Genomic DNA, 23757 nt, shown 5'->3' on the forward strand with positions numbered 1-23757 from the left:
GTCAATGCGTCGATCTCGGGCACGCGACCCGGAACCGACCGCTACTGACCGCCTCTCTGTCGCGGGGTTTTTCACGAAAACGGGCGTTTCGAGCGGTGTGAGTACTCTCGTTACGCTCGGTGCGGGCGTCGTCTTCGGGCTGGCGCTCGCGGCCCCGCCGGGTCCGATGAACGCCGTGATCGCCGAGGAGTCGGTCCTCCGCGGTCGCGTCGCCGGGTTCCGGGCCGGTCTCGGCGCCGCGACCGCCGACGCGATCTTCTTCGTCCTCGCGTACGTCGGCGTCGTCGCGGTCGTGGAGTCGTTCCCGCTGTTACAGGGCGCCATGGTTGCTGTCGGTGGCGTCTTGATGCTGTACTTCGCCGTCGGGGCGGCCCGAGGCGCACGGGAGTCGTTCCGCCCGACCTCGGGCGACGACCCCGTCGTCGAAGAGGGGAAGGGGTTCCGCAAGGCGCTGGTGCTCGCCTTAACGAACCCGTACCAGGTGCTGTTCTGGCTGACGATCGGCGTCGGACTCCTCCGCCCCGGCGAACTCGACGTGCTGGCCGAGCTACCCGTAATCGGGAGCGACCTCGCCGGGACGCTCGTGGTCGCCACCGGCTCGCCGACGCTCATCGGCGGGTTCTTCCTCGGCGTGTTGACGTGGATCGTGGGGTTCCCGACCGGACTCGTCGCCGCGGAGCGCCGGATCGAGACGTTCGCGCCGCTCGTCGCCGTCGGCTCCGCGGTCGTGCTCGCCGGCTTCGGCGTTTACTTCCTCTACGACGCGGCGACGACGCTGGCGGCGCTCGGGGCGTAGCGGGGCGAGCGAACGATCGGGAGACCGATCGACCTCCCGCGCCCGCCGCCGCGCCGCCCCGATCGGTCGCGGCCGACATGGACAACGGCTTTGACCCGTCGGCGCGACCGCCCCGTATGTTCGAAAAGACGACGTGGATCAAGCTCCCGCGGAACGTCCTCGTGGGACACGGCGTCATCGACGACCTCGGGGAGGCGGTCGGCGACCTCTACCTCACGGGACGGCCGCTGATCGTGACCAGCCCCACGCCCAACGAGATCGCCGGCGACCGCGTCCGGGCGCAGTTCGACGACCCCGCGACCGCCGTCGTCGAGGAGGCCTCGTTCGCGGCCGTCGAGAAGCTGACCGAGACCGCGGAGGCGGTCGACCCCGGCTACCTGATCGCCCTCGGTGGCGGGAAGCCGATCGACATCGCGAAGATGGCCGCCGACCACCTCGACGTCGGCTTCGTCTCCGTCCCGACCGTCGCCTCTCACGACGGGATCGTCTCGGGGCGCTCCTCGATCCCCGAGGGCGACACGCGCCACTCGGTCGCCGCCCACCCGCCGCTCGCGGTCGTCGCGGACACGACGCTGATCGCGGACGCGCCGTGGCGGCTCACCACCGCGGGGTGTGCGGACATCATCTCCAACTACACCGCGGTGAAGGACTGGCGGCTCGCCCGCCGCCTGCGGAACGTCGAGTACAGCGAGTACGCGGGCGCGCTCTCGGAGATGACCGCGGAGCTGCTCGTCGAGAACGCCGACATGATCCGCCCGGGCTTAGAGGAGTCGGCGTGGGTCGTCGTGAAGGCGCTCGTCTCCTCCGGCGTCGCGATGTCTATCGCCGACTCCTCGCGGCCCGCGTCCGGGGCGGAACACCTCATCTCCCACCAGCTCGACCGGATCGCCCCCGGCAAGGCGCTCCACGGCCACCAGGTGGGCGTCGCGTCGATCATGACCGAGTACCTCCACAGCGGCGAGAACGGGCGGTGGAGCGCCATCCGCGACGCCCTCGACGAACTCGACGCCCCGACGACCGCGGGCGAACTGGGGATCGACGACGCGGAGCTGCTCGCCGCCCTCACGAGCGCCCACGAGATCCGCGACCGCTACACGATCCTCCAGGGCGGGATCAACGAGGAGGCAGCGATCGAGGTCGCGACCGCGACCGGCGTCATCGATCGGTAGTCGTCCCGCCGGGGTCGGGACGAAGGCGGGGAAACCTCCCGACCGACGGGAGCACCCGAAGCCGACTTATCGCTCCGTTCCCTCCTCCCGATATGTCCACCGCCAGCGTTCGTGAGCGGGCCAAAGCGCGGACCACAGAGATAACCGTCCTCCTCACCGTCGTCGGCTACGGCGCCGTCGGCGGCGTGTTCCTCGTGCCGGAGTTCCAGGCGCTGTTCCCGACGCTCACGCAGGGGACCGTCAATCTGCTCGCACACGCCATCGCCGCCGTCAACACGGTCACCGTGATCTCCCTCTCGCTCGGCTGGTACTGGATCCGCAACGACGAGGTGAAGAAACACGCCGCGGCGATGACGACCTCGTTCGGTCTCATCCTCCTGTTCCTCGGGATGTACCTCCCGAAGGTCGCGGGCGGCGGCACCAAGGAGTTCGTGCTGGACTCGGCGTACGCGTGGGTCCCGCTGTGGGACCCGGTGTACCCGGCGTACCTGGTCATGCTCGCGATTCACATCGTCCTCTCCGTGATTTCGGTCCCCGTCGTCCTCTACGCGGTCGTCCTCGGACTCACGCACACGGAACAGGAGCTGCGGACCGAGACGCCCCACCGGCGCGTCGGCCGGATCGCGGCGAGCGCGTGGATCCTCTCGCTCGCGCTGGGGGTCGTCACCTACCTCCTCCTCAACCACCTGTACGACTCGACGTTCGCGGCCGCCGAGGCCGCCGCGGTCCTCCTGCCGGCCGTTCCGGTCTGAGTGCTCCCGGCGACCCGTCCCTCCCTCCCTCCCCCAATCCCGGCCGCGCCCGCCGCCACCGAAACGCTTGAGCGGCGGCCGCGACACCCCTACCCATGACCGACTGGATCGGCGAGACGTTCACGAGCGACGCGGGCTGGAACCACCTCCTCGACCTCGTCGACGTCGGCGACCGGATGGCCGGCTCGCCGGGCGAGCGCGAGGCGCTGGAGCTGACCCGCGACGCGTTCGCCGACGCCGGCGCGCGCAACGCCGCGATAGAGGCGTTCGAGATCCAGGGCTGGGAGCGCGGCGACAGCGCGGTCCGCGACGCAGCGACCGACGACCCGCTCGCGGTCGGCCCGAACGCCTGTATCGCGCTGCCGCGAAGCCCGAGCGGCGAGGCGACCGGGGAGTTCGTCGACCTCGCACACGGCGTCCCGGAGGACTTCGAGACCGACCTCGACGGTAAGGTCGTGATGGTCTCGTCGGACACACCGGAGTCCGTCGACCGGTTCGTCCACCGCCGCGAGAAGTACTACCGCGCGGTCGACGCGGGCGCCGCCGCCTTCGTCTTCGCCAACCACGTCGAGGGAACGCTCCCACCGACGGGGAGCGTGGGGACCGCGGACGCGCCGATCGGGGCGATTCCGGCGGTCGGCGTCTCGAAGGAGACCGGCGCCCGGCTCGCACGGCGGAACGAGGGCGACAACGTGACCGTCGCGGTCGACTGCGAGACGCCGACGGCGACGAGCGGGAACGCGGTCGCCGAACTCGGTCCCGACACCGACGAGCACCTGATCGTCTCCTCGCACGTCGACGCCCACGACCTCGCGGAGGGCGCGATGGACAACGGGGCGGGGACGGCGACGATCGTCGAGGTCGCGCGGGCGCTCGCGGCCAGGGAGGACGAGCTCGATATCGGAGTGCGGTTCGCCGCGTTCGGCGCCGAGGAGGTCGGACTCGTCGGGTCGTCGGTGGCCGCGGAGGCGGCCGACCGAGAGGCGGTCCGCGCCGTCGTCAACGTCGACAGCAACGTGTTCGGCCGGACGCTCCGGCTCGATCACCACGACTTCGACGCGCTCGCCGAGGCCGCCGAGCGCGTGAGCGACCACTTCGATCACCCGATATCAACGGGCGGGGAGCTCGTTCCCCACAGCGACCACTGGCCGTTCGTGAAGCGGGGCATTCCGGGGTACATGGTCTCCGGCGAGACCGAGGGGCGCGGTCGCGGCTGGGGCCACACCCACGCCGACACGCTCGACAAACTGGAGTCGCGGAACCTCAGGGAGCAGGCGATCCTCCTCACCGAACTCGTCGTCGACCTCGCCGAGGCGGACGCGTCGATCCCGCGCCGGGACACCGACGAGATCGCCGCGGCGCTCGAAGCCGAGGGGAAGGCGACGGGGATGAAGCTCACCGGCGACTGGACGTTCTGAGCGGAGAGCGGAAGGAGAGCCGCGGTCGGCGTCCGTCAGGCGACGACGAACTGGTTCCAGAACCCTTCGATGACGAAGAACAGCGCGTAGTACGACGACCACACCAACACGATGAGTGAGGCGGCGATCGAGCTTTTCGGCGCCTCGATCTCCATGTCGTTGCGCGCCTCGACGTTGCGCGCCTCAAGCTCGAAGAAGTCGGCGATGAACATCGCGAGCACGAGTATCGACAGGATCGTCCCGCTCACCGGCGAGTCGAGGATGAACAGGAAGCTCAGGAGGACGAGTCCGACGTTGGTGAACACGTGCGGCGTGTACGCCTCCACGCTGTCGGCGTCCTGTCCCTGTTCGACGTGCCGCTTGTGCGCGAGGTGCCGCGTCGCGAGGTTCGCGACGGTCATCACGAAGATCGCGTACGGCAGCACCGGCCCGACGGCCGACAGCCAGCCGAGGGGAACGAGGAACTGCAGTGGGTCCATATCCACCATTTCCGTTCACGACGTATTAGAGTGTTTCCGATCGGCGCGCCCGCGAGACGAGCACGACGCCGCGAGTGTGGAACCCACCGCGCCCGCACTCAGCCGTCCTCGGCCGTCGGTGAGAGGAGATCGACCGTCGTCGCGGTCTCGATCCGGACCGACCGGTGCGGCTCGACGGTCCCCCGTCGCGTCCCGTCGACGACCAGCGCGACCGGCTCCTCCTCGCGCTCGACCGTGACGCTGACGCCGCCGCTCGCGACCCACGTGTCCGGACGAGTCGTGAACGGCGAGACGGGGACGACCGCGAGACCGCCCCCCGGCGACACCACCGGCCCGCCGGCCGCCGCCGCGTACCCGTCGCTGCCGAGCGGCGTGGCGACCGCGGCGCCGTCCGCACGCACCGATGCCGACTCCCCGTCGGAGAACGCGATTTCGTACTCGGAGATCCGGGCGGGCGCCGCCGTCACGAACGCGACGTCCGCCGCCGCGAACTGACGTGGGCCGTCCTCCGCTCCGTCGACCGCGAGGACCGGATGTGCGACGCGAGAGAAGCGGTCGAACGACGTCTCGAATCCGCCGAGACCGTCGAGGACGCCGCCGATCCGGTCGGTCGCGAGGTCGAGGTCGACCGCGTGACGACCGTCTCCGATCGGAAGGACCGGAACCGAACGAGCGTCCCCGCTTGCGACCGCGCGCATCGCGTCCCGCAGCGCGGCGTCTCCGACGGCGACGATCCCGTCGGTCTCGGAGAGGTCGGCGAGGCGCGCGCCCGCGGCGGTCGCCGCCGATCGGATCGCCGCCGCCGGCTCGCCGTCGCCGAGAACCGCGAGGCGGCGCGTCGGCTCGCTCATGCGCGAGGGTGGGGCGAGCGGAGGTGAAAAGCTCCCGGTTCGTCGCCGCGCCGCTGGGAGCGAAGCCGCGACGAGGAAAAGCGAGACGAGGAGTCGTGCGTTCAGTTCGCTGCCGCGTCGTCGTCGTTGAGGGAGTCGCGGAGCTGCCGACTGGCCGGGATGAGCACCCAGAACGTCAACGCGCCGAGGACCATCAGCCAGAAGAACATGTCGCCCGCGAGCAGACCGACCTCGCCGTACGCCGTATTCACACCTTCCGGCGGGTTCACGAGCTGTACCACCTCGTAGTACGACGGGGTCCGGTACCAGCCGCCGAAGGTGATCCACCCGAGACCGCCGATCACGAACAGGGCGAAGCCCTTGATAAACTCGTCTGCCATTATCTCACGTTTCGCTGGGGTCGTCTTGAGACTTTCCCATCCCTTGTCCGCGGAACCGGGTCCCGAGCACGTACACGGCGGTTCCGAGGAGGATGAATCCGACGCCGGTGATCGCGAGTATCGCCACGAGCACGTCTTCCGGCGGCATGACGCCGGCGCTATCGAGCAGGTAAACGATGGTCGTCCGGACGAAGCTGATCTGAAGCGTCGCGGCGTCGATGAGCGTGAACCCGACGAAGTAGGTCACTACCGCGGCGAGCGTCGAGAAGACGGTCACAGCCTTGTACAGCCTGAAGGGAACGACGATCTCCCGACCGCCCGGTCCCTTCCGCGGGCCGGTCGGCTCGTTTCGGGGGTCGGCGTCGTCGTCGCCAGCGATCGGGTCGCCGGTCTCGTCGAACGCCTGCGAGGAGTCGCCGTCTGTTGAGGATGACATGGGTGACACGGAGCGTCGGAACGGCGGGATTGTGAGAGCCGCGAGCGCGACGCGGTCGGGGAAACGGGTCGGCGGTTCTGACCGTTACTTCGGCGGCCGCAGCATGTAGTACCGGCGATTGAGGTCGTACATGTACCCCTCGCGCATCGTCTTCAACACCGCGTAGGTGATGACGCCGCCCACGATCGGGAGCATGAACACGAGCGAGAACAGCAGCTCGAGCGGGACCGGGAAGAAGTTCTGGATGGCGAGCGCCGCCAGCGTGATCGCCAGGATGACCCCGGCCACGCCGAGCGCGGCCCAGCCCGGCTCCTCGACGGGGCGCCGCGCGTTCCCCTTGTTGAGGAAGGGAACGAGCGTGATGACGCCGAAGATGGCGCCGTGGGCGATGAGCCCGTACAGCTCGTTGGACACGATGATGTTACTGCCCAACACCGCGAGTTCGGGGTTGATCGGACTGAGCTTCAGCAGACCGAACGACCAGTAGAGGTACCAGTCGGGCAGGATGATCGCCGGCGTGGAGCCGGCGTTCGCCGGGTCGCCGAAGTGCGACGGCAGGATCGAGGCCACGAGCAGGATGATCCCGAGGAAAAAGGAGGTGATAGCGAGGTTGCGGATCGTCTCGTGGGGCCACGTCGGGAAGCCCAGCACGTCGCGCTCGACGTACGTCGACTCCGCGCGCAGGTCCTCGTCCTCACGCCGGGAGCGCTCGAAGTACTGGTAGGTGAGCTGCGCGAGCCCCTGGCTGCGCTCCTTGCGCTCGGACCAGGTCGGCGTCTCGTCGTCCGGCGGGACCGTCGCCGGCGGGCCGCCGTCGGTGCGCGCCTCGTCGTCGGTGCCTCCGTCGGTCATGGGTGTGGTGTCGTCGGTCATTGGATTAGTGCGGCTCCGCAATGCCCTGCACCCAGACGATGCCGACGTGGATCGCGATGAGCGCGGTGACCACGAACGGCAACACGAACACGTGCAGGATGTACATTCTCACGAGCGTCGCCTGGCTGAGGGTGAAGCCGCCGAACAGCAGCTGGGCCGCCCACTCGCCGATGAGCGGGGTCGCGAGCGCCAGCTCGACGCCGATCTGCGCCGCCCAGAAGGACAGCTGCTTCCACGGGAGGACGTACCCGGAGAAGCCGAACAGAAGCGTCAGGGCGATGAGCACGACGCCGAGGATCCAGTTGACCTCGCGCGGCTCCTTGTACGCGCCGGTGAAGTAGACCCGCAGCATGTGGAGGAACACCGCCGCCACCATGAACTGCGCCGCCCAGCGGTGGATCGACCGGAGCATGAAGCCGAACTGGACGTCTTGCATGATCATCACCATCGAGTCGTACGCGGCGGTCGGATCGCCCTGCGCCGCCGCGCCAGCGGTCGACGGCGCGTAGTAGAACCCGAGCAGCGCGCCGGACACCGCCGCGAGCAGGTACGCGATGATGGAGAGAGACCCGAGCGAGTACAGCGGGTACCAGTACCAGAACTTGTTGTCGAGGTCGTACTGCTCGGTGTGGCTCTTCGGCATCTGGAGGTTCGCGCGGTAGTACATCGTCTCCAGCAGCTCGAGGTAGTCGACGATGCGGAGCCGCTTGTCCAGCCAGATGAGCGTGGTCAGGAACGCCGTCTCGATGGGCGTGAGGTCCTGACTCTTGAGCCACGCGTTGTGGTCCATGTCGTCTTGCTTTTTCAGGCTCATTGTCGAATCACTTCTTGTAGTACGGATACACCGCCCGCTTCAGCGTCTCCGCGAGGTTGCCGGTGTCGATGCCGTCGCCCTCCTTGTCCTCCTCGCGGACGTACAGGTCCTCCCACTTGCGGCGGCGTTTCTTCACGATCATCACGTCCGGAAGGAACTCCTTCCGGTACAGGAGTAAAATGAACGCGAGGTCGATGAAGATGAGCGCCAGGAGCGCGCCGACGTACATATTCCCGGCCTCCGTCGACGCCCATGCGGACATCAGGCCGTAGGTGAACAGCGCGACGAAGACGACCTCGATGATCGTGAGGAGGACGATCGCGATCGCGGCGGCGGTGCTCTCGCGGGCCGGCTCGTATCGGTGGATGTCGCCGTACGAGGAGCCGCCGGAGCTCATCTGGCACCCCCGTGGCCGGTGTGGGCTGACTCGCCGTACTTTAGCATGTAGAACGTGAACACGAACGTCATCCCGATGCCGAGAATCGCGGAGATACCGACCCAGTGGGCGTGGAGCGGGACGCCGACCTTGGCGATGTCCTCCGGCCATCCGGTGTTGGCGCCGCCGGTTTCGACGGTGGCGACGTCCTCGCCGACGGCGATGCCGCCGTGCATCCCGGTGTTGGTGTGGGGTACGCAGTGGTAGTGGGTGATGCCGGCGTCCTCACCGGAGGTCTCGTACTCGTAGGTGTTCCCCTCCTCGCCGACGGGATTACCGCTGTCGAGGGCGGCCGGGCCGCCGTCCTCGACCGTCTGGACGTTGTGGTCGCCGCCGTTCCCCGTCCACTCCCAGACGATGGTCGTCCCCTCGTCGACCCACACCAGCGTCGAGTCGAACGCGAGGCCGCTGCTGCCGGCGCCGACCGAGATGGTCACCTCGTCTTGGCCGCGGGCGTCTTGGTACGACCCGACGTTCCCTTCGGCGCCGCTCGGCCAGTCGGGCTGTACCTCCTGTGCAGCCGCCGTTCCGGTCGCCCCGGCGGAGGCCGCGACGGCGGCGGTCGCGCCGCCGGCCGTCCGCACGAAGTCCCGCCTTTTCATACAGGCTCACTCAGGACGGGGTTCGCTTAAACCCACCGACTGAAACCGCCAACACGGAGGAGGTTTCGGGGTCTGAGACCGCCGAAATCGGCGGATTACTCGTCGCGGTTGCGGTCGCTCGCGGCGGCGCCCTCGTCGGTCACGACGCCGTCCTCGACGGGGACGAACTCGGGGCGCTCCTTGGCCTCGCGGAGCGCGCGCAGTCGGTCCCGATACTCCTCCGATCGGAACCGGTCCGAGAGCCGCGCGTTCGCCACCATCGCGAACAGGAAGACGCCGACGAGCAGGAAGACGATGCCCATCGTCGGCGCGACGATGGTCCCGAGGTCGGCCACGGCGCTCGCGACGAGGAGGACGACCCCGGCGAGCACCTGGACCGCGGCGACGGCCTGTATCACGAGGTTGCCGAACTCGCCCGACCCGTCCGGGACGCTGTCGGGGTGCGGGAGCGACCAGTCCTCGGGCGGCTCGGGCACCTCGTACGACTCCATCGCCGCGAGCGCGACGACCGGCTCGATGTCCCGAAGCACCGTCCCCTCCCCGCGCACCTCGCCGGTGGGGTGGATGATCGCGTACCCCTCGTCGGAGTAGACGAGGATCCTCTCTTCGCCGTCCTCGCGGACGCGCTCCAAGACGCCGAACACGTCGCGGGTCGCGATGCGCGACTTCAACTCGGCGTCGACGCGGTCGAGGAGCCGGTCGCCGGTGATCCACGTGTCGGGATCGAAGGCGGCGTCCCACTCTTCCGCGCTCATCTGGGCCATGTCCGACGGTCCGAAGTCGTCGAAGTCGTACTCCGCCTCGACGCGCTCGCGGAGGGCTTCGATGTCGGTCTCGTCTCGGGAAGCGTCCTCGGCGTCGTCCGCCGGGCCCTCAGACTCCTCCGGCGGCGACTCCGACTCCGACCGCGTCGAGGTGTCCTCCATCGCTTCGGCGATACGTGCTCCTGACGCTAACTGTTTTCGTCCGCGCCCGGCCACCGGGACCGCGTCACCGGACGCGGATCGCGGGGCTTTACGCGCCCGAGCACGTACCGGCAGTATGGTCGACGAGTCGGTCATCGCGGCGCTCGCCGGGGTGTCCGTGACGACGAGCCTCCCGTTCCTCCTCTACGGCGCCTGGATCATGATCGACGCGGAGACGGTGTCGTGGAACGTGTTGATGCGGCACCTGCGGTACATCGTCGCCGGACTCCTGCTCACGACCGTCCCCCTCGTCGGGTGGATGATCCCGCGCGTCCTCGATCAGCTGACGGGGATGGCGATCCTCCACGCCTTCTTCGGCGTCCAGGCGTACGCCCTGCTGGCGTTCGCGCTCACCGGGATCGTGCGGATCTTCCAAGCGAAGCGGAACGCCGACGCGTACGAGGACCTCGACGTCGACATCGACGAGATCCACGAGGACATGGGCCACTGGCGCAAGCGGCTCCGCGCGGGCGTCGCCGGCTTCATGCTGCTGTGGCTGTGCGCGTGGGTGACCGGTCTCTACCGGCTCTTCACGCTCCACTTCGGAGTGTAACCGCGATGCGCTACGCGTGACCGCTGCCGGGGGGCACCTCCCCGACCGACAGCTTCAATCCGGGTTTGTCCCTAAGCGGTGGTATCGTGGCAGTCACATTCGATCTCTTCGGGACCCTCGTCGACGTCGAGTACCCGTCCGATCCGGCGGAAGCGGTCGCGCGCGAACTGGAGTCCCGCGACGTGGCGGTCCCCGACGACTGGCACGTCGCGTACGGCGAGCAACACGTCGAGGCGCCGGCGGGCGCGGAGGTCCCCCTCCCCGCACACGTCGCCCGCGCGCTCGACTCCCGCGGCGTCGACGCGGATCAGAACGTCGCCAGACACGCCGTGATCGCGGCGTTCGACCCGGACGTGACGCGGCGCGACGGCGCGCTCGACGCGATCCGGGGGGCGGGCGAGCGCGGCCCGGTCGGCCTGCTCTCGAACTGCGCCGTCCCGGAGCTGGTCCCGCGGACGCTGATCCGCGCGGGACTCCGCGGCGAGTTCGACGCGGTCACGACGAGCGTCGGCTGCGGCTGGCGCAAGCCCCACCCCTCCGCGTTCGAGGCCGCGGCCGAGGCGCTCGGGACCTCCACGCCCGCGCTCGTCCACGTCGGCGACGACCCCGAAACGGACGGCGGGATCGTCGCCGCCGGCGGGCGATTCGTCGACGTGACGGAGACGCCGCTGTCCGAGGTCGTCGGGGAGTTGGAGGCGGAGCCGTAGTCGGTTCGGCGGACGACGAGCGCGGCAGCCGAGCGGAGTCAGTCGAAGCCGGCGTCCGCCAGTCGCGCGCGCCACGCCTCGTCGATCCGCCCCTCGCCGACCAGCTTCTCGACGTGCGCGGCGACCGTCGCCCGCGCGAGGTCCCGCACGCCGGAGAGGTCCTTCTCGTAGGCCGCGTTGACGACCGCGTCGAGGTCCGTGGCCCCGCCGTCGATCGCGGCGATCACGTCGCGCTCGCGGGCCAGCCGATGGTCGATCAGCCGGTCGCAGGTCGCCGCCGGGTCGTCTATCGGCGGACCGTGCCCCGGAAGGAGCCGGTCGTAACCGGCGTCGCGGACGCGTTCGAGGCTCGCGACGTAGGCGGACAGATCGCCCTCGGGCGCGGCGACCGCGACGCTCCCCTCGGCGACGGCGAGGTCGCCGCAACACAGCGCGGAACGGGCGGAGTGCGTCGCGGCACCGCCGACCGCGAACGCGAGGTGATCGGGAGCGTGTCCGGGCGTGTCGACCGCGCGGACCGCGGTGTCGCCGACCGTCTCGCCCGGAGCGACCGTCTCGTCGGGGTCGACTCCGGCCGCCGCGGCGAATCGGTCCGCGTGGCCCTCGCGGGCGACGACGGTCGCGTCCGTCAGGGCCGCGTACTCAGCGACCCCGCCGACGTGGTCAGGGTGCGCGTGGGTGACCGCGATCGCCTCGACGGCGGGGGCGGCCGCGTCGTCCGAGCCGCGCTCCGCGACCGCCGCGTCGAGCGCGTCGGTCCGGGCCGCCGGGTCGACGAGCAGGCCGTCGAGGAGGTACGCGTTCGTGGTCCCGCCGGGAGCGCGGGTGTCGACGGGGACTTCGATCCGGGTGACGGCGGGCTCGTCGCTCGAAATCGGACCGCCGCCGGTCTCCGGGTCGTCGCCCGACATCGCTCAGTCCCCGCGGCCGAGCGACGACCGCGCGGCCGGTCCGGGTCCGGAACCGGGGCGGTCGCGGCCGGGGATCGGCACGTCGGTGTCGCCGGCGACCGCGTACGCCCCGAGGTCGGCGACCCCGGCGTCGACCGCGTCGACCGACTCGTACGGGCGGCCGACCACGATATCACCGGCCGTGTTCCGGTTGATTCCCGGGATCGCGGTCAGCTCGTCCATCGAGGCCGCGTTGACGTCGAGCGGGTACGGGACGCCCGTCACGGAGCGGTAGCCGTGGTCGGTGATCGCCACGTCGATGGTGGTCCCAAGCTCGCGCTCGCCCGGGACCGCGACGAGGAGCGCGTAGGTTCCGAGCTGGCGGCCGAACGTCTTCCCGTCCTGGTGGTACTCGAGGTGAAGGTCCGGCAACACGGTCCCCGGCGGGACGACGCGGTCGAGCATCGGGTTGTCGATGGTCTCGCGCACCTCCCGCTTGTACGCCTGAAACTGCTCTTTGTGTTCCTGCGCGATGTCGGCGCCCGTCTCGGCCATCTCCGTGCCGGCGAACGCCATCACCTGCCGGATGTTGATCCGACGGAGCATCAGCCCCTCGTCGTACACCGTCTGGAGGAACTCCTTGTTGTGCTCGTACGTCTCGGGGCGCTCGCCGGTCAGCCCGTGGACGAGGTTGATCCCGGGGAGCAGCTTCGGCAGTCGCGGCGAGGCGTCCGGGCCGGTCGAGGGACCGGTGACGCGGGTCGGGTCGCCCGGCGTCGTCTCGGGACCGTCGCCCGGGCGCCAGCCGCCCTCCTCGTTGACGACGCGGACGGCCTCTAAACACTCCTCGGCGGTGACGAGCAGATTGTTCTCCTCTTGAACCACGGGGTCGGCGGATTCGAGGCCGAACGCGGCCGTGTCGCCGGGCGTGTTGTGCTCGGCGATGACGCGGATCGCCTCGCGGGATGCCTCGGGGTAGTCCGTGATCGTCACAGGGTTCATGTTGTCGAGGTGGAGCGTCCGGAGGTCGGGCGCGACCTCGCGGATCCCGCCGTACAGCTCGCGGAGGGCGTCCGGGTTCGGCGCCTCGCCGTCGCCGCCGAACGCGAGGATGTCGGCCTGCCGGCCGAGCCGGAAGTGCCTGACCCCGCGGTCCGAGAGCGCGTCGACCTCGCCGACGACCGAGCCGGGCGTGCGGAACGCCGGGTCGCCGTACAGCGGCTCCGTACAGAACGAGCAGCGGTACGCGCAGCCGCGGGAGGTCTCCATCTCGCAGATGAGGTAGTCGGGGTGGTTGGGGTGCTGCTCGACCACGAACGCCCCCTGTCGCGCCCAGCGGTCGACCTCCTCGTTCGTCCGCATCCGGTTGCCGTATCCCTCAAGCCCCTCGCGGACGAGGTCGTGAGCCGCGGCCTCGACGTCGCCCATCGCGACGAAGTCGTAGTCGAGGTCGTCGCGCTGCGTCTCCTGTGCGCCCGCGTTCTCCTCGCCGACCCCGAATCGAACGGGCCCGCCGAGCAGCGTCACGCCGTCGGCGGTCCAGCCGAGCTCGCGCACCTCGTCCGGCTCCGCGGGGGTGCCGCCGACGTACTTCCCGGGCACCGTCATCCCGCCGACGTAGACCATGAGGTCCGCGTCCGCGACATCGGCGTGTTTCGACCGGTCCTCGCGCAGCTCGTCGATGGTGTGGTAGGTGATCTGCGACTCGGGGACGCCCGCGTCGACGAGCGCGCCCGCCGTGTACCGGGGGTACGTCGAGAGGTACGGCGGGACGCCGAAGTGGGCCGGCTCGTCGACGTACCCGTCGACGACGGTGACGGAGAGGTCGTTCGGGTCGGCCGGGAGCGACCCCCGGGCCGACGCGGGCGAATCGGTCATGTTACCCTCCGTAGTCGGCCGAGACGGGAAAAGCGTGCGGAACGTCGGGGGCCGGACACGCGGACGGAACGCGGCGACGGAACGCACAGCACGGAACGCGGCGGCGGAACGCACAGCACGGAACGCGGCGGGGAATTATTTATGTCAGCTCGCTCGGGATCGAATCGTATGCCCTCCGAGACGGTTTCGACCCGACTGCGCGTCGTGCGATACGTCGTGTTCGGCGGCGTCTTCCTCTTCGCCGCGGCACAGTTCTACGCCACCGAGCCGCGGCCGTGGGGCGTCGCGGCCGCGTGGGCGGCCGGGACCGCCCTCGTCTTCGGACCGATCGCGTGGCTGGCGCGTGACCGAGTCCCAGAGGATCGCCGCGAGACGCTGACGTACCTCGCCGCGGGCGCCGCGATCCTCCTCGCGTCGGTCTGGCTCGGCGTTGCGCTCGCGTTCGCCCCGGCGCTTTTCCCGTACGGTCCCGGGTTCTTGGCGGGAGTCGCGGTCGGGATCCTCGTCGCGTTGCTCGCGGAGCGAACGGTCGTTCCCGAGCGGCTTCGCGGCGCTGGGATCTGACCGCCGCGCGGCGCGTTTCGCGCCCCAGCGTCGCCGCCGCCACGCCGTTTAAGCCCTCGCCGACACTACGATCGGACATGCCATCGACGATGGAGGTCAAGTGCGTCAGCGACGACTGCGATCTGGACATGTTCGAGAACCACTACACGTACGACGTGCCCGACGACCACGCGGTCGAGGACCTCTCCTGTCCGTACTGCGGCGGGAGCGACCTCGTCGAAATCGAGGTGTGAGCCGTGGGCGGACTCGTCGAGACCGGTCGGTCCGCGCTCCGCAGCGCCCTCGAACGCGTCGGCCGCGGGTGGGGCCGCGTCCAGGAGCGCCGCCCGCTCTCCACCGACCTCCTCGAGAGCGACGACGCCTACCTCGTCGTCTTCGACGCCCCCGGCGTCCGCGGCGAGGACGTCGACGTCACCTTCCTCGATCACACCGTCGAGGTAAACTTAGAACGCTTCCGCGACTTCTACGACGGCCACGACCTCGTGTTCCCCGGCCGCGGCGTCTCGCTGTCCGGCAGCGTCGACCTCCCGCGCGACGCCGACGTGACGCCCGATGGCGCGAACGCGACGCTCACGCGAAACGGCACGCTCCACGTCGAGATCCCCAAGCGCGGGGGGTCGAGCGACGTCGACGTGGTCGAGGAAGACGACTGACGCCGTTTCCCTCTCGTTTCTCCCTGTCGGTCTACGCCCCCTCCGTCCGGTTCGACAGCGACATCCCCTCCGCGATCTCGAACTCCTCGTCCCCGTCAAACCGGGTCGGGTCGAACGCGCCGATCCACGGCGAGTCGGGCGCGTCGAACGCGATCCCGGAGAGCGACGCCAACATGCCCTCGGCGACCGCCTCGCCGATCGCCGGCGAGCGCATGAACCCGTGCCCCTGCCAGCCGGCGGCGACGAACAGCGTGGGACCCGTCTCGCCGGTCGCGTCGACCGGTCCGACGAGCGGGTCGCCGTCGGGGGTCGCCGTACAGAGTCCGGCCCACGCCCGCGAGACATCCGAATCGGGGTCAGTGCGGTCAGTGTAATCGGCGCGGTCGGGGGAGTCGCCGCGGGCGAGTCGCTCGTCGAGGACGGCAGCGATGTCCTCGCGGAACCAGTCGTCGGCCTCGCGTCGGTAGTCGTCGGGGTTGGCCGGGACCGGCTCCGTGCCGTCGCCCGCGAGCAGGCCGTCCGGGTGCGGGCGGAGGTACGCGTCCGCGGTGGCGTCGTAGGTCATCGGCCCGTCGTAGGTGTCCCGAGCCACGAGGGCTTGGACGCGATAGGGGACGACCGGGACCGCGACGCCGGCGTCCGCGAGCAGCGACCGGGTGTGCGCCCCGATGGCGACGACGACGGCGTCGAAGGCGCGGGTCTCGGTCTCCGAGTTCCCGTCGTCGCCGGCGTTGCGAACCCGTATCTCTCGGCCCGCGTCGGTCCGCGGGCCGAGCGCGACCGGTGCCCCCGTCTCGACCGCGACGCCCTCCCGGGCGGCCCGCTCGCCGAGCGCACGGACGTAGCTCGGCGGGTCGGTCCACCCCGCGCCCTCGGCGACCGCCGCGACGGCGAGGTCGTCGGTCCGGAGCGACGGGAAGCGCTCGCCGAGCTCGTCGGGGTCGACGAGGGACACCTCGCGGCCGTGGTCGCGCATGCGCTCGACCATCGCTGGGACGGCGTCGGCGTCGGCGTCGCCCTCGCGGACCGCGATCACGTACGGGCAGGGCGAAAACGAGAACCCCGGCAGCGACCGGTCGAACGCGCGGAACCGTTCTAGTGCGCGGGCGCCGACCGCGGCGTCGACGTCCTCGGCGTAGGCGTCGTAGAGGACGCCCGCCGCGCGCCCCGAACTCTCGGCCGCCAGCTCGCCACGCTCGTACAGCGTCACGTCGGCGCCGCGGACCGCGAGGTCGTAGGCCGCCGTGACGCCGACCGCGCCGCCGCCGACGACAGCGACCGACGGCGCCGACTCGACTTCCTCGGTCATGGATCGGGACACGCGAGCGACGACGAAAAGCCATCGGGACGACGGCGTTTTGTTTATAAACAGATGCGGTGGCGCGTGCCTGTGAGGCCGCCTTGCGGCCGAGCAGCACGCGCGAGGTCGCCGGCGCTACGCGCCGGCTGCCAGAGGGACCTTCGGTCCCTCGCTGGAGTCGGTGGTCCGGAGCAACGCGGAGGACCACCGACGAGGCTGGGGAGGCGTGAGGCGCTGTGCGGTGCGGGGCGGGACTCAAAGGGGCAGTCGCGAGGGCGAAGCACGGCGACGCAAGGACCGCAGGGAAGGAGCGTCAGCGACTGAGCGAGGACCGCAGCGAGCCGCGCGAGTCCTCGCGACTGGGGCTTTGGAGGTGTCGATCGCCGATCTACTGGCAACGATATATAAGCGAGCGACTGAGGATTCAGAGGCAGCCACGGTCGATCCGTCCGCGACCGATCGTAACCGGGGAGATCGGGAACTCTCAGTATATGTAACGTAAACGGGTGACACGCGTGTCCCCGCCCACGTTATAGGGACCGAAGCCCAACTACTGCGTATGAATCAGCTCGTCGACGGCGAGTGGCGCACGGACACCTACGAAACGACCGACGAGGAGGGGGCGTTCCAGCGCGGCGAGACGACGTTCCGGAACTGGGTCGCGGGCAGCGACGTGCCCGACCACGTCGACGCCGAGCCGGACGAGCGCTTCCAGCCGGAGGCCGGCCGGTATCACCTGTACGTCTCGTACGCCTGTCCGTGGGCGCACCGGACGCTGCTCGCGCGGTCGCTGCTCGGGCTGGAAGACGCGATCAGCGTCTCGGTCGTCGACCCGTACCGCGACGAGGACGGCTGGCAGTTCAGCCCCGAGAAGGAGGGCTGCACGCGCGACCACCTCCACGACAGCGACTACCTCCGCGAGCTGTACGTCGCGGCCGACCCCGACGCCACCTGCCGGGTGACGGTGCCCGTGCTGTGGGACAAAGACGAGGAGACCATCGTCAACAACGAGTCGCGCGAGATCCTCCGCACCCTCTCGACCGCGTTCGCCGACCTCGGGAACGGTGTCTCGCTGCTGCCCGACGCGGACGACGACGCGACCGTCGCGGACGTCGACGAGGTGATCACCGACATCTACGAGCCGATCAACAACGGCGTCTACCGCGCCGGGTTTGCCACCTCACAGAGCGCCTACGACGAGGCGATCGACGACCTGTTCGACGCCCTCGACCGCTACGACGACCGGCTCGCAGACCAGCGCTACCTCGTGGGCGACTCGCTCACCGAGGCGGACATCTGCATGTTCACCACCCTGATCCGCTTCGATCAGGTGTACCACACCCACTTCATGTGCAACCGGCAGTTCATCCACCAGTACGAGAACCTCTGGCCGTACCTGCGCGACCTCTACCAGACCGACGGCGTCGCCGAGACGGTGAACATGGCACACATCAAGGAGCACTACTACACCACGCACCCCGACGTGACCCCCTCCGGGATCATCGCGCGCGGCCCCGACCTCGACTTCGAGGCGCCCCACGACCGCGACCGGCTCACGGGTGCGCCACCCGTCCCGAGCGCGGACGACTGAGCGGGAACGTCTTCGGGCGACTGCGGCTATTTTACGAACGCTTCCGCGGTGGCGTCGCCGGCGGCGGAGCCGCGCCGGGCCGGCCGCCGAGGCTGGGGAGGCGTGAGGCGCTGTGCGGGGCGGCGCTGTACGGAGCGGTGCCGACGATCGATCGCGATCCGGATCGGGTCGTCAGGCGAAAACGGACCGCGAAGACGAGAAACGAGGCTCTGTTGAAGTTCTATTCTCCAGAAATATCATCGCATGAAACGTCTGGTCGGTGAAGAGTGCGAACATACCGTTACAAATCATGTTTTGAGGGGTCACAAAGTGCGATACGTGCCTCGTCGGCAGAGACGCTGAATATCACGACTTCCAACCCGTGTTCAGTGGCGATGTTGCGTATGCTTTCCGGGGCATTTTCCGGGTCGGTTTCCACAGTATCACCCCCGGGTAGCGCGTCGAGAATCCGTATCCTAAGTGGTTGGTTCTCGTGTTTCAATCCTCCCTCACGTGGGATATTACCGGAGACCCACTCACCGGACAATCCCGGCACGGCTGTATCGCCGCTATCGAACTCAAATCCAGAATATCCCGCCTCTTTGAGTTCTTGTCTTACTCGCTCCCAATCAGTCATTAGTCGTTTAATTGAGTAATACCGACCTAAATATGCCGCCTGTACTGAATGATACGTGCTTCTCCTGTATTGACCGCAATCGGAGCAGAACATATCACTTGCTGAGGGTTTCAACAGAGCCAGAAACGAGAAACGCAGACGGACGAACGACGGACCGCGAGCGGTCCGCCTATCCCTCCATCCCGCCGAACGAGAGACCGTCCTCAACGGATCGCTGGGCCGCGAAGTAGACGATCGCGACCGGCAGCGCGAACAGGTTCGCGAACGCCGCGAAGCGGGTCCACGGCGTCGAGAACCGGCCCTCGGTCGCGATGTTGTACAGCTCCACCGAGAGCGGGTAGTTCTCGGGGCGGAGCAGCGTCTGCGCGATGATGAACTCGTTCCAGCCGGCGAGCCAGACGAAGATCAGGACGACCGCGAGTCCCGGCTTCGTCAGCGGGAGGATCACCTCCCGGATCGTGTCGAGGAAGCTCGCGCCGTCGACCATCGCCGCCTCCTCGTAGGAGACGGGGATGTTGTCCATATACGTCTTCAGCAGCCACGTGTTGAACGGGATCGCCGACGCGGCGTAGAACAGCCCGAGGACGAACAGGTTGTTCGTCAGGCCGTAGGTGCTGAACAGCGAGTACAGCGCCACGAGCGTCGCGATCGACAGCCCGGCGCCGATCTGGGTGAAGAGGACGTAGCCGTAGAGGATCCGCTTGCGGCCCACAAACTGCCGGCGCGAGAACGCGTACGCGGCCGGGACGATCATCCCGAAGCCGGCCGCGAGCGTCACGCTGACGATGTAGAGGCTGTTGAACAGCGCGCCGGGACCGGTCTCGGTGCCGGCCCACTGGAAGCCCACCAGCCCGCCGCTCCCGCCGAGGACGAGCTGGGGGTACCCCCAGTCGCCGTCGACGAAGAAGAAGTCGGACTCGAAGATCACCCACCGGTACGCGCCGAGGTTGTACGTCGACGGGTCCGGGAAGATGCCGCTCGTGTTGAACAGCCGCGACCCCTCCGCGAGCGACGCGCTCGTGATCCAGAACAGCGGGAACAGCAGCACGAGCACCATCGCGAGCCCGAACAGGGTCATCAGGACGCTCTTCGTCACGTCCCACGACGTGCGCTTCCCCGTGCGAACGTCGTAAACCGCTCGCCGGATCATCACGGAGAACCGCTTTGGCGCGGTCGCGAACGCGACGAGCTTCGCGCGGACCAGCGCGGCTGCGGAGACGACCATCGCGGCCGCGGAGGCGAGGGGATTCATTCGTCACCCACCCCCTCTGCGAGACCGCCGTAGCGCACGGCGACGAACATGAACAGCCCGACGAACGCGATGCCGACGATCAGGATCGCGGCCGATAAGCCGAACTGATTGAACGTGATCGCCTCGCGGTAGCCGTACACGATGATCAGCTCGTTCTGTCGCGACGGTCCACCCTGGTTGAACACCCACGGGATCAGGAACTGCTGGAAGGAGGTCGCGGCGGTGAGGATCGACGCGAACAGCACCGGTCCCTTGATGGCGGGCAGGGTGACGGTGCGGAACCGCTGGAGCGCGCCCGCGCCGTCGACCATCGCCGCCTCGTGGAGCGACCGGGGTACGTCCTGTAAGGCGCTCACGATGATGATCACCATGAACGGGTACGCCAGCCACACCTCCGTGGTGACGTACGCGAAGAACGCCTCCCAGCGGCCGCTGAGGAAGCCGATCGGTACGTCGAACAGGAGTATCTCGGGCGCCGACAGCGAGGACATGAACTCGTTGTATCGTCCCAGTATCGTGTTGAACACGCCGTAGCGCGCGTCGCTGAACATCCCGCGCCAGACGGTGATCGTGAAGATGCCGGGGAACCCCAGCGGGACGATCACCGCCGCGCGCATGTATCGCTTGCCCGCGACGCGGGCGTGGTTCAAGAGGAGGGCGATCCCCACCGCGAGGAACACCTTGATCACGAGCGAGACGGCGACGAACAGCCACGTCGTGATCATCGACGTCTTGAACTGCGAGTCGCCGATCAGCTGGACGTAGTTCTCCAGCCCGATCAGCTCGGCGCCGCCCCCGATCACCGACCCGGCGAACGTCGCGTCGGTGAGCGAGATGTAGAAGAGATAGAAGATGGGGTACAGCATGAAGCTCGAAAAGAGGATGACGCCGGGCGCGACCAACAGCAGTCCCCAGTCGCGACTGGAGAAGGGCAGCGCCGAGCGCAGGCGACCCAGTCCGCTCACGCCGGTTCCGGGTTGCGAAGAGGCCATCGCTCCGGAGGGTGCCTACAGCGCCTCCCGGATCTCGGAGGCGGCCTGGTCGAGCGCGGCGTCGCTCTCTTGGTCGCCGTTGAAGACGCGCTCCAACGCGTCCGTCACGGGCGTCCAGACGCTGTCCATGTCGGGGTGGCTCGGCATCGGGACGCCGTGTTCCACCTGCTGGGCGAACGCCTGGACCTCGTCCGCGACGTCGCCGCTTTCGACGACCTCGCCGAGGACCGGAATGTACCCCTGCGACTCGGCGTTGTTCCGGATGATCTCCGGGTTCGTCGTGTACCACTCGGCGAGTCCGGTCGCGGCGTCGACCGTCGACTGGTCCGCGTCGGCCAGCATCGAACTGAAGTAGAACAGCTGGACGCCGGAGTACGAGCGCGGGTTGTTGCCGTCGACGGTCGGCAGCGTCGTGACGCCGAGGTTGTCGACCTCGCTCTGGAGGTTGCCGAGCTCCCACGGACCGTTGATCGCGAACGGCGCGAGCCCGTCTGAGAACGCGACGATCTGCGACTCGTAGCCCGGGTCGGCAGGCATGTACTCGTAGAGGGTTTCGAGCGCGTCCATCCCCCGTTTACACGCGTCGCTGTCGACGGTGACCTCCAGGTTCTCCTCGTCGAAGAGGTCGCCGCCGTACGCCTGAATGAATCCGCTCGCCTGGTACGGGTCGACACCCGGGAAGGATAGCCCGTACTGGCCGTTTTCAGGATCGTGGTGCTCCTCCATGACCGAAACCATCTCCTCCAGCGTCTCCGGCGGCTCCTCGACCATGTCCGCGTTGTAGTACAGCGCGGCGGTCTCGGACGCGAACGGCAGGCCGTAGAGCCCGCCGTCGAACTGGGCCGCCTGCTGTGCGGTCTCGGTGTAGCTGTCGAGTGAGACGTCGACGTCGTCGCTCGCGTCGTACAGGAACGGCGGGTCCTCGCGGACCGCGAACCGACCGACCCAGTCGTGCGCCCAGATCCACGAATCCGGGCCGTCACCGGCTGGAATCGCCGTTTCGAGCTGCTGGTCGAGCTCGCCGCCGGGCGCCTCCTTGTTGATGGTGTAGCCCGACTCCTCCTCGAAGTCGGAGATGTACGCGTCCATGTCCTCGTCTTCGGCGTCGGTGAGGTCGGCCCACAGCCGCGCGGAGCCGGAGTTCCCGGCGCCGCCATCGGAACCGTCGCCGCCATCGGAACCGTCGCCGCCATCGCTTCCGTCGGAACCGTCGGAACCGTCACCTCCGTCGCCGCCGTCGCCACCAGTGCTGATACAGCCCGCGAGTCCCGCGAGCGCAGTCGATCCCCCCATCGCCTTGAGCAGCGTTCTACGTTTCTCGTTCATGTGGCTAGAACAAATGATGAATTATATTTTCATACATTTAGTGTTTGGGGTACATCCCGATCGATCCGGATTGATACGGATCGACCCGGATCAACTCTCCACCGATCGAGTCGCTCGGCAGTCGCTTCGGTCGCTGCCGATGAACGCGATATTTGAGAAGAGATAGTTCACCATATATCAGAAAAACAGCAAAGAACTCATATGCCAGCGGACCAGTCTTCAGGGAAATGGCACGCGTCACGCTCGATACGCTCCGGAAGGAGTTCGACAGGGGGACCATCGTCGCCGTCGACGACCTGGATCTGGAGATCGACGACGGGGAGTTCGTGACCGTGGTCGGCCCGTCCGGGTGCGGGAAGACGACCACCCTCCGGATGGTGGCGGGACTCGAAGAGCCGACCTCCGGGACCGTCAGCTTCGACGACGAGGACGTCACCGACATCCACGCGAAGGAGCGCCCGGTCGCGATGGTGTTCCAGAACTACGCCCTGTACCCGCACAAGACGGTCCGCGAGAACATGGCGTTCGGGCTGAAGATGAGCACCGAGATGACGACGGAGGAGCGCCACGAGCGCGTCCGAGAGATGGCGGAGATGATGGGCATCGAGGACCTCCTCGACGACAAGCCCGACGAGCTCTCCGGCGGGCAGAAGCAGCGCGTCGCGCTCGGCCGGGCCATCGCCCGCGAGCCGGAGGTGTTCCTCTTCGACGAGCCGCTCTCGAACCTCGACGCGAAGCTCCGCACCGAGATGCGCGCGGAGATCCAGAAGCTACAGAAGGAGTTCGGCGTCACCGCGATGTACGTCACCCACGACCAGGAGGAGGCGATGACGATGGGCGACCGCCTCGCCATCCTGAACGACGGCGAGCTCCAGCAGGTCGGCGAGCCGACAGAGGTGTACCAGAACCCCGTGAACAAGTTCGTCGCCGGCTTCATCGGCTCGCCGTCGATGAACTTCCTCGACGTCGACGTGGAGACCGACGGGACGACCGCGACGATTCGCGACGAGGACTCGGGACTCGCGTTCACGCTCAGCCGCGACTACGTCGCGGGCCACGACCTCGAAAGCGGCCCGTACACGCTCGGAATCCGTCCCGAGAACATGGGGATCGTCGAGAATCCGACCGGCGACGAGACGCTGGCCGCGACCGTCGAGGTCGTCGAGCCGATCGGCTCCGACAACTACGTTCACCTCAGCGTGAACGACGACTTCCTCGCGCGGGCGCCCGCGAACGTCAAGCCCGAGGCGGGCGACGAGGTCGGCGTCGTCTTCGAGGAGACGGACCTCCACCTGTTCGACGCCGAGACCGGCGAGGACGTGTTCCTCACCGACGAGGAGATCGCGGCCGCGGTCGCTTAAGGAGGATACTCTCTCGTAGACGACTCCGTGTGAACCGATCGTTCGCACTTTTTCGCTGAATCGGGGACGGACAGAGCGGGTGCTGTTGCTCGATCGGAAACGG

Annotated in this window: 27 protein-coding genes; 11 read left to right on the plus strand and 16 right to left on the minus strand. The window is 68.6% G+C overall.

All coding sequences use genetic code 11. The annotated features are described in order from the left end of the window. Window positions 1-97 precede the first annotated feature (97 nt). From ACODNG_RS04560 to ACODNG_RS04575, 4 genes are all read left to right on the plus strand, one after another. Window positions 98-796, plus strand: a complete 699-nt coding sequence (locus ACODNG_RS04560; protein WP_434522606.1) for a LysE family translocator — start codon at window positions 98-100, stop codon at window positions 794-796. Window positions 797-912: 116 nt separating this feature from the next. After that, on the plus strand, window positions 913-1965 hold the full coding sequence (locus tag ACODNG_RS04565) for an NAD(P)-dependent glycerol-1-phosphate dehydrogenase (protein ID WP_434522607.1): 1053 nt from the start codon (window positions 913-915) through the stop codon (window positions 1963-1965). Between the two features lie 92 nt (window positions 1966-2057). Next, complete coding sequence (locus ACODNG_RS04570; protein ID WP_434522608.1) at window positions 2058-2717, plus strand: DUF420 domain-containing protein; 660 nt, start codon at window positions 2058-2060, stop codon at window positions 2715-2717. Window positions 2718-2812: 95 nt separating this feature from the next. Further along, a complete protein-coding gene (locus tag ACODNG_RS04575) occupies window positions 2813-4135 on the plus strand; it encodes a M28 family peptidase (protein ID WP_434522609.1) in 1323 nt (440 codons plus the stop codon). Window positions 4136-4170: 35 nt separating this feature from the next. Here ACODNG_RS04575 and ACODNG_RS04580 read toward each other — a convergent pair whose 3' ends face one another. The 9 genes from ACODNG_RS04580 to ACODNG_RS04620 form a co-directional block, all read right to left on the minus strand. Continuing rightward, window positions 4171-4614 (minus strand): DUF7313 family protein, encoded by a 444-nt coding sequence (locus ACODNG_RS04580; protein WP_434522610.1) that lies wholly within the window; start codon window positions 4612-4614, stop codon window positions 4171-4173. 98 nt (window positions 4615-4712) lie between these two features. Continuing rightward, the gene (locus ACODNG_RS04585) at window positions 4713-5465 is read right to left on the minus strand and encodes an ATP-NAD kinase (RefSeq protein ID WP_434522611.1); all 753 of its coding nucleotides are present in this window, start codon (window positions 5463-5465) and stop codon (window positions 4713-4715) included. A 101-nt stretch (window positions 5466-5566) separates the two neighbouring features. Continuing rightward, window positions 5567-5845, minus strand: coding sequence for a DUF7314 family protein (locus ACODNG_RS04590; RefSeq protein WP_434522612.1), 279 nt, complete (start codon window positions 5843-5845; stop codon window positions 5567-5569). A 4-nt stretch (window positions 5846-5849) separates the two neighbouring features. Then, window positions 5850-6281, minus strand: coding sequence for a DUF7315 family membrane protein (locus ACODNG_RS04595; protein WP_434522613.1), 432 nt, complete (start codon window positions 6279-6281; stop codon window positions 5850-5852). Between the two features lie 84 nt (window positions 6282-6365). Next, window positions 6366-7154, minus strand: coding sequence for a cytochrome bc complex cytochrome b subunit (locus ACODNG_RS04600; RefSeq protein ID WP_434522614.1), 789 nt, complete (start codon window positions 7152-7154; stop codon window positions 6366-6368). A gap of 4 nt (window positions 7155-7158) precedes the next feature. After that, entirely contained in the window at window positions 7159-7968 is an 810-nt protein-coding gene (locus tag ACODNG_RS04605) for a cytochrome b (protein ID WP_434522615.1), read from the minus strand. A 7-nt stretch (window positions 7969-7975) separates the two neighbouring features. Next, entirely contained in the window at window positions 7976-8365 is a 390-nt protein-coding gene (locus ACODNG_RS04610) for a DUF7318 family protein (protein WP_434522616.1), read from the minus strand. Then, window positions 8362-9006: a halocyanin domain-containing protein gene (locus ACODNG_RS04615; protein WP_434522617.1), complete on the minus strand. Its 645-nt coding sequence runs from the start codon at window positions 9004-9006 to the stop codon at window positions 8362-8364. The genes ACODNG_RS04610 and ACODNG_RS04615 overlap by 4 nt, the downstream gene beginning before the upstream one ends. Window positions 9007-9101: 95 nt before the next feature. Continuing rightward, window positions 9102-9932, minus strand: coding sequence for a DUF7319 domain-containing protein (locus ACODNG_RS04620; protein WP_434522618.1), 831 nt, complete (start codon window positions 9930-9932; stop codon window positions 9102-9104). A 115-nt stretch (window positions 9933-10047) separates the two neighbouring features. On the opposite strand from ACODNG_RS04620, the gene ACODNG_RS04625 reads away from it, so the two are divergent. Together ACODNG_RS04625 and ACODNG_RS04630 are read left to right on the plus strand one after the other, a co-directional pair. Further along, window positions 10048-10524 carry a DUF7321 family protein gene (locus tag ACODNG_RS04625; protein ID WP_210113177.1) on the plus strand — a complete coding sequence of 159 codons (477 nt, stop codon included), beginning with the start codon at window positions 10048-10050 and terminating at the stop codon, window positions 10522-10524. An 86-nt stretch (window positions 10525-10610) separates the two neighbouring features. Then, window positions 10611-11231 carry an HAD family hydrolase gene (locus ACODNG_RS04630; protein WP_434522619.1) on the plus strand — a complete coding sequence of 207 codons (621 nt, stop codon included), beginning with the start codon at window positions 10611-10613 and terminating at the stop codon, window positions 11229-11231. Window positions 11232-11269: 38 nt separating this feature from the next. Here the strand turns inward: ACODNG_RS04630 and ACODNG_RS04635 are convergent, their stop codons facing one another. Both ACODNG_RS04635 and ACODNG_RS04640 read right to left on the minus strand, forming a co-directional pair. After that, the gene (locus ACODNG_RS04635; RefSeq protein WP_434522620.1) at window positions 11270-12142 is read right to left on the minus strand and encodes an MBL fold metallo-hydrolase; all 873 of its coding nucleotides are present in this window, start codon (window positions 12140-12142) and stop codon (window positions 11270-11272) included. 3 nt (window positions 12143-12145) lie between these two features. Beyond that, the gene (locus tag ACODNG_RS04640; protein ID WP_434522621.1) at window positions 12146-13999 is read right to left on the minus strand and encodes a radical SAM protein; all 1854 of its coding nucleotides are present in this window, start codon (window positions 13997-13999) and stop codon (window positions 12146-12148) included. A 168-nt stretch (window positions 14000-14167) separates the two neighbouring features. Between ACODNG_RS04640 and ACODNG_RS04645 the strand changes: the two genes are divergently transcribed. The 3 genes from ACODNG_RS04645 (at window position 14168) to ACODNG_RS04655 (ending at window position 15216) form a co-directional block, all read left to right on the plus strand. Next, window positions 14168-14563: a hypothetical protein gene (locus tag ACODNG_RS04645; protein WP_434522622.1), complete on the plus strand. Its 396-nt coding sequence runs from the start codon at window positions 14168-14170 to the stop codon at window positions 14561-14563. A gap of 77 nt (window positions 14564-14640) precedes the next feature. Next, complete coding sequence (locus ACODNG_RS04650) at window positions 14641-14796, plus strand: DUF7559 family protein (protein ID WP_434522623.1); 156 nt, start codon at window positions 14641-14643, stop codon at window positions 14794-14796. Window positions 14797-14799: 3 nt separating this feature from the next. Beyond that, a complete protein-coding gene (locus ACODNG_RS04655) occupies window positions 14800-15216 on the plus strand; it encodes an Hsp20/alpha crystallin family protein (protein WP_434522624.1) in 417 nt (138 codons plus the stop codon). A gap of 31 nt (window positions 15217-15247) precedes the next feature. Here the strand turns inward: ACODNG_RS04655 and ACODNG_RS04660 are convergent, their stop codons facing one another. Further along, window positions 15248-16525: an NAD(P)/FAD-dependent oxidoreductase gene (locus ACODNG_RS04660; protein ID WP_434522625.1), complete on the minus strand. Its 1278-nt coding sequence runs from the start codon at window positions 16523-16525 to the stop codon at window positions 15248-15250. Between the two features lie 550 nt (window positions 16526-17075). Between ACODNG_RS04660 and ACODNG_RS04665 the strand changes: the two genes are divergently transcribed. Then, a complete protein-coding gene (locus ACODNG_RS04665) occupies window positions 17076-18107 on the plus strand; it encodes a glutathione S-transferase family protein (RefSeq protein WP_434522626.1) in 1032 nt (343 codons plus the stop codon). Window positions 18108-18387: 280 nt separating this feature from the next. Here ACODNG_RS04665 and ACODNG_RS04670 read toward each other — a convergent pair whose 3' ends face one another. The 4 genes from ACODNG_RS04670 to ACODNG_RS04685 form a co-directional block, all read right to left on the minus strand. Beyond that, a complete protein-coding gene (locus ACODNG_RS04670; protein ID WP_434522627.1) occupies window positions 18388-18723 on the minus strand; it encodes a hypothetical protein in 336 nt (111 codons plus the stop codon). Between the two features lie 169 nt (window positions 18724-18892). Then, on the minus strand, window positions 18893-19948 hold the full coding sequence (locus tag ACODNG_RS04675; RefSeq protein WP_434523056.1) for a sugar ABC transporter permease: 1056 nt from the start codon (window positions 19946-19948) through the stop codon (window positions 18893-18895). Window positions 19949-19971: 23 nt separating this feature from the next. After that, window positions 19972-20967 carry a carbohydrate ABC transporter permease gene (locus tag ACODNG_RS04680; RefSeq protein WP_434522628.1) on the minus strand — a complete coding sequence of 332 codons (996 nt, stop codon included), beginning with the start codon at window positions 20965-20967 and terminating at the stop codon, window positions 19972-19974. 15 nt (window positions 20968-20982) lie between these two features. Then, complete coding sequence (locus ACODNG_RS04685) at window positions 20983-22293, minus strand: extracellular solute-binding protein (protein WP_434522629.1); 1311 nt, start codon at window positions 22291-22293, stop codon at window positions 20983-20985. A 227-nt stretch (window positions 22294-22520) separates the two neighbouring features. On the opposite strand from ACODNG_RS04685, the gene ACODNG_RS04690 reads away from it, so the two are divergent. Beyond that, window positions 22521-23654: an ABC transporter ATP-binding protein gene (locus ACODNG_RS04690; protein WP_434522630.1), complete on the plus strand. Its 1134-nt coding sequence runs from the start codon at window positions 22521-22523 to the stop codon at window positions 23652-23654. The last annotated feature ends 103 nt before the right edge of the window (window positions 23655-23757 follow it).

The organism is Halorubrum sp. AS12, from assembly GCF_051122765.1.
Lineage (GTDB): Archaea > Halobacteriota > Halobacteria > Halobacteriales > Haloferacaceae > Halorubrum > Halorubrum trapanicum.

What these genes read in the sequence shown, in the direction of transcription:
- ACODNG_RS04565 (WP_434522607.1), top strand. Translation starts at nt 913, where the DNA reads ATGTTCGAAAAGACGACGTGGATCAAGCTCCCGCGGAACGTCCTCGTG.
- ACODNG_RS04570 (WP_434522608.1), top strand. Translation starts at nt 2,058, where the DNA reads ATGTCCACCGCCAGCGTTCGTGAGCGGGCCAAAGCGCGGACCACAGAG.
- ACODNG_RS04575 (WP_434522609.1), top strand. Translation starts at nt 2,813, where the DNA reads ATGACCGACTGGATCGGCGAGACGTTCACGAGCGACGCGGGCTGGAAC.
- ACODNG_RS04580 (WP_434522610.1), bottom strand. Translation starts at nt 4,614, where the DNA reads ATGGACCCACTGCAGTTCCTCGTTCCCCTCGGCTGGCTGTCGGCCGTC.
- ACODNG_RS04585 (WP_434522611.1), bottom strand. Translation starts at nt 5,465, where the DNA reads ATGAGCGAGCCGACGCGCCGCCTCGCGGTTCTCGGCGACGGCGAGCCG.
- ACODNG_RS04590 (WP_434522612.1), bottom strand. Translation starts at nt 5,845, where the DNA reads ATGGCAGACGAGTTTATCAAGGGCTTCGCCCTGTTCGTGATCGGCGGT.
- ACODNG_RS04595 (WP_434522613.1), bottom strand. Translation starts at nt 6,281, where the DNA reads ATGTCATCCTCAACAGACGGCGACTCCTCGCAGGCGTTCGACGAGACC.
- ACODNG_RS04600 (WP_434522614.1), bottom strand. Translation starts at nt 7,154, where the DNA reads ATGACCGACGACACCACACCCATGACCGACGGAGGCACCGACGACGAG.
- ACODNG_RS04605 (WP_434522615.1), bottom strand. Translation starts at nt 7,968, where the DNA reads ATGAGCCTGAAAAAGCAAGACGACATGGACCACAACGCGTGGCTCAAG.
- ACODNG_RS04610 (WP_434522616.1), bottom strand. Translation starts at nt 8,365, where the DNA reads ATGAGCTCCGGCGGCTCCTCGTACGGCGACATCCACCGATACGAGCCG.
- ACODNG_RS04615 (WP_434522617.1), bottom strand. Translation starts at nt 9,006, where the DNA reads ATGAAAAGGCGGGACTTCGTGCGGACGGCCGGCGGCGCGACCGCCGCC.
- ACODNG_RS04620 (WP_434522618.1), bottom strand. Translation starts at nt 9,932, where the DNA reads ATGGAGGACACCTCGACGCGGTCGGAGTCGGAGTCGCCGCCGGAGGAG.
- ACODNG_RS04625 (WP_210113177.1), top strand. Translation starts at nt 10,048, where the DNA reads ATGGTCGACGAGTCGGTCATCGCGGCGCTCGCCGGGGTGTCCGTGACG.
- ACODNG_RS04635 (WP_434522620.1), bottom strand. Translation starts at nt 12,142, where the DNA reads ATGTCGGGCGACGACCCGGAGACCGGCGGCGGTCCGATTTCGAGCGAC.
- ACODNG_RS04640 (WP_434522621.1), bottom strand. Translation starts at nt 13,999, where the DNA reads ATGACCGATTCGCCCGCGTCGGCCCGGGGGTCGCTCCCGGCCGACCCG.
- ACODNG_RS04645 (WP_434522622.1), top strand. Translation starts at nt 14,168, where the DNA reads ATGCCCTCCGAGACGGTTTCGACCCGACTGCGCGTCGTGCGATACGTC.
- ACODNG_RS04650 (WP_434522623.1), top strand. Translation starts at nt 14,641, where the DNA reads ATGCCATCGACGATGGAGGTCAAGTGCGTCAGCGACGACTGCGATCTG.
- ACODNG_RS04660 (WP_434522625.1), bottom strand. Translation starts at nt 16,525, where the DNA reads ATGACCGAGGAAGTCGAGTCGGCGCCGTCGGTCGCTGTCGTCGGCGGC.
- ACODNG_RS04665 (WP_434522626.1), top strand. Translation starts at nt 17,076, where the DNA reads ATGAATCAGCTCGTCGACGGCGAGTGGCGCACGGACACCTACGAAACG.
- ACODNG_RS04670 (WP_434522627.1), bottom strand. Translation starts at nt 18,723, where the DNA reads ATGACTGATTGGGAGCGAGTAAGACAAGAACTCAAAGAGGCGGGATAT.
- ACODNG_RS04675 (WP_434523056.1), bottom strand. Translation starts at nt 19,948, where the DNA reads ATGGTCGTCTCCGCAGCCGCGCTGGTCCGCGCGAAGCTCGTCGCGTTC.
- ACODNG_RS04680 (WP_434522628.1), bottom strand. Translation starts at nt 20,967, where the DNA reads ATGGCCTCTTCGCAACCCGGAACCGGCGTGAGCGGACTGGGTCGCCTG.
- ACODNG_RS04685 (WP_434522629.1), bottom strand. Translation starts at nt 22,293, where the DNA reads ATGAACGAGAAACGTAGAACGCTGCTCAAGGCGATGGGGGGATCGACT.
- ACODNG_RS04690 (WP_434522630.1), top strand. Translation starts at nt 22,521, where the DNA reads ATGGCACGCGTCACGCTCGATACGCTCCGGAAGGAGTTCGACAGGGGG.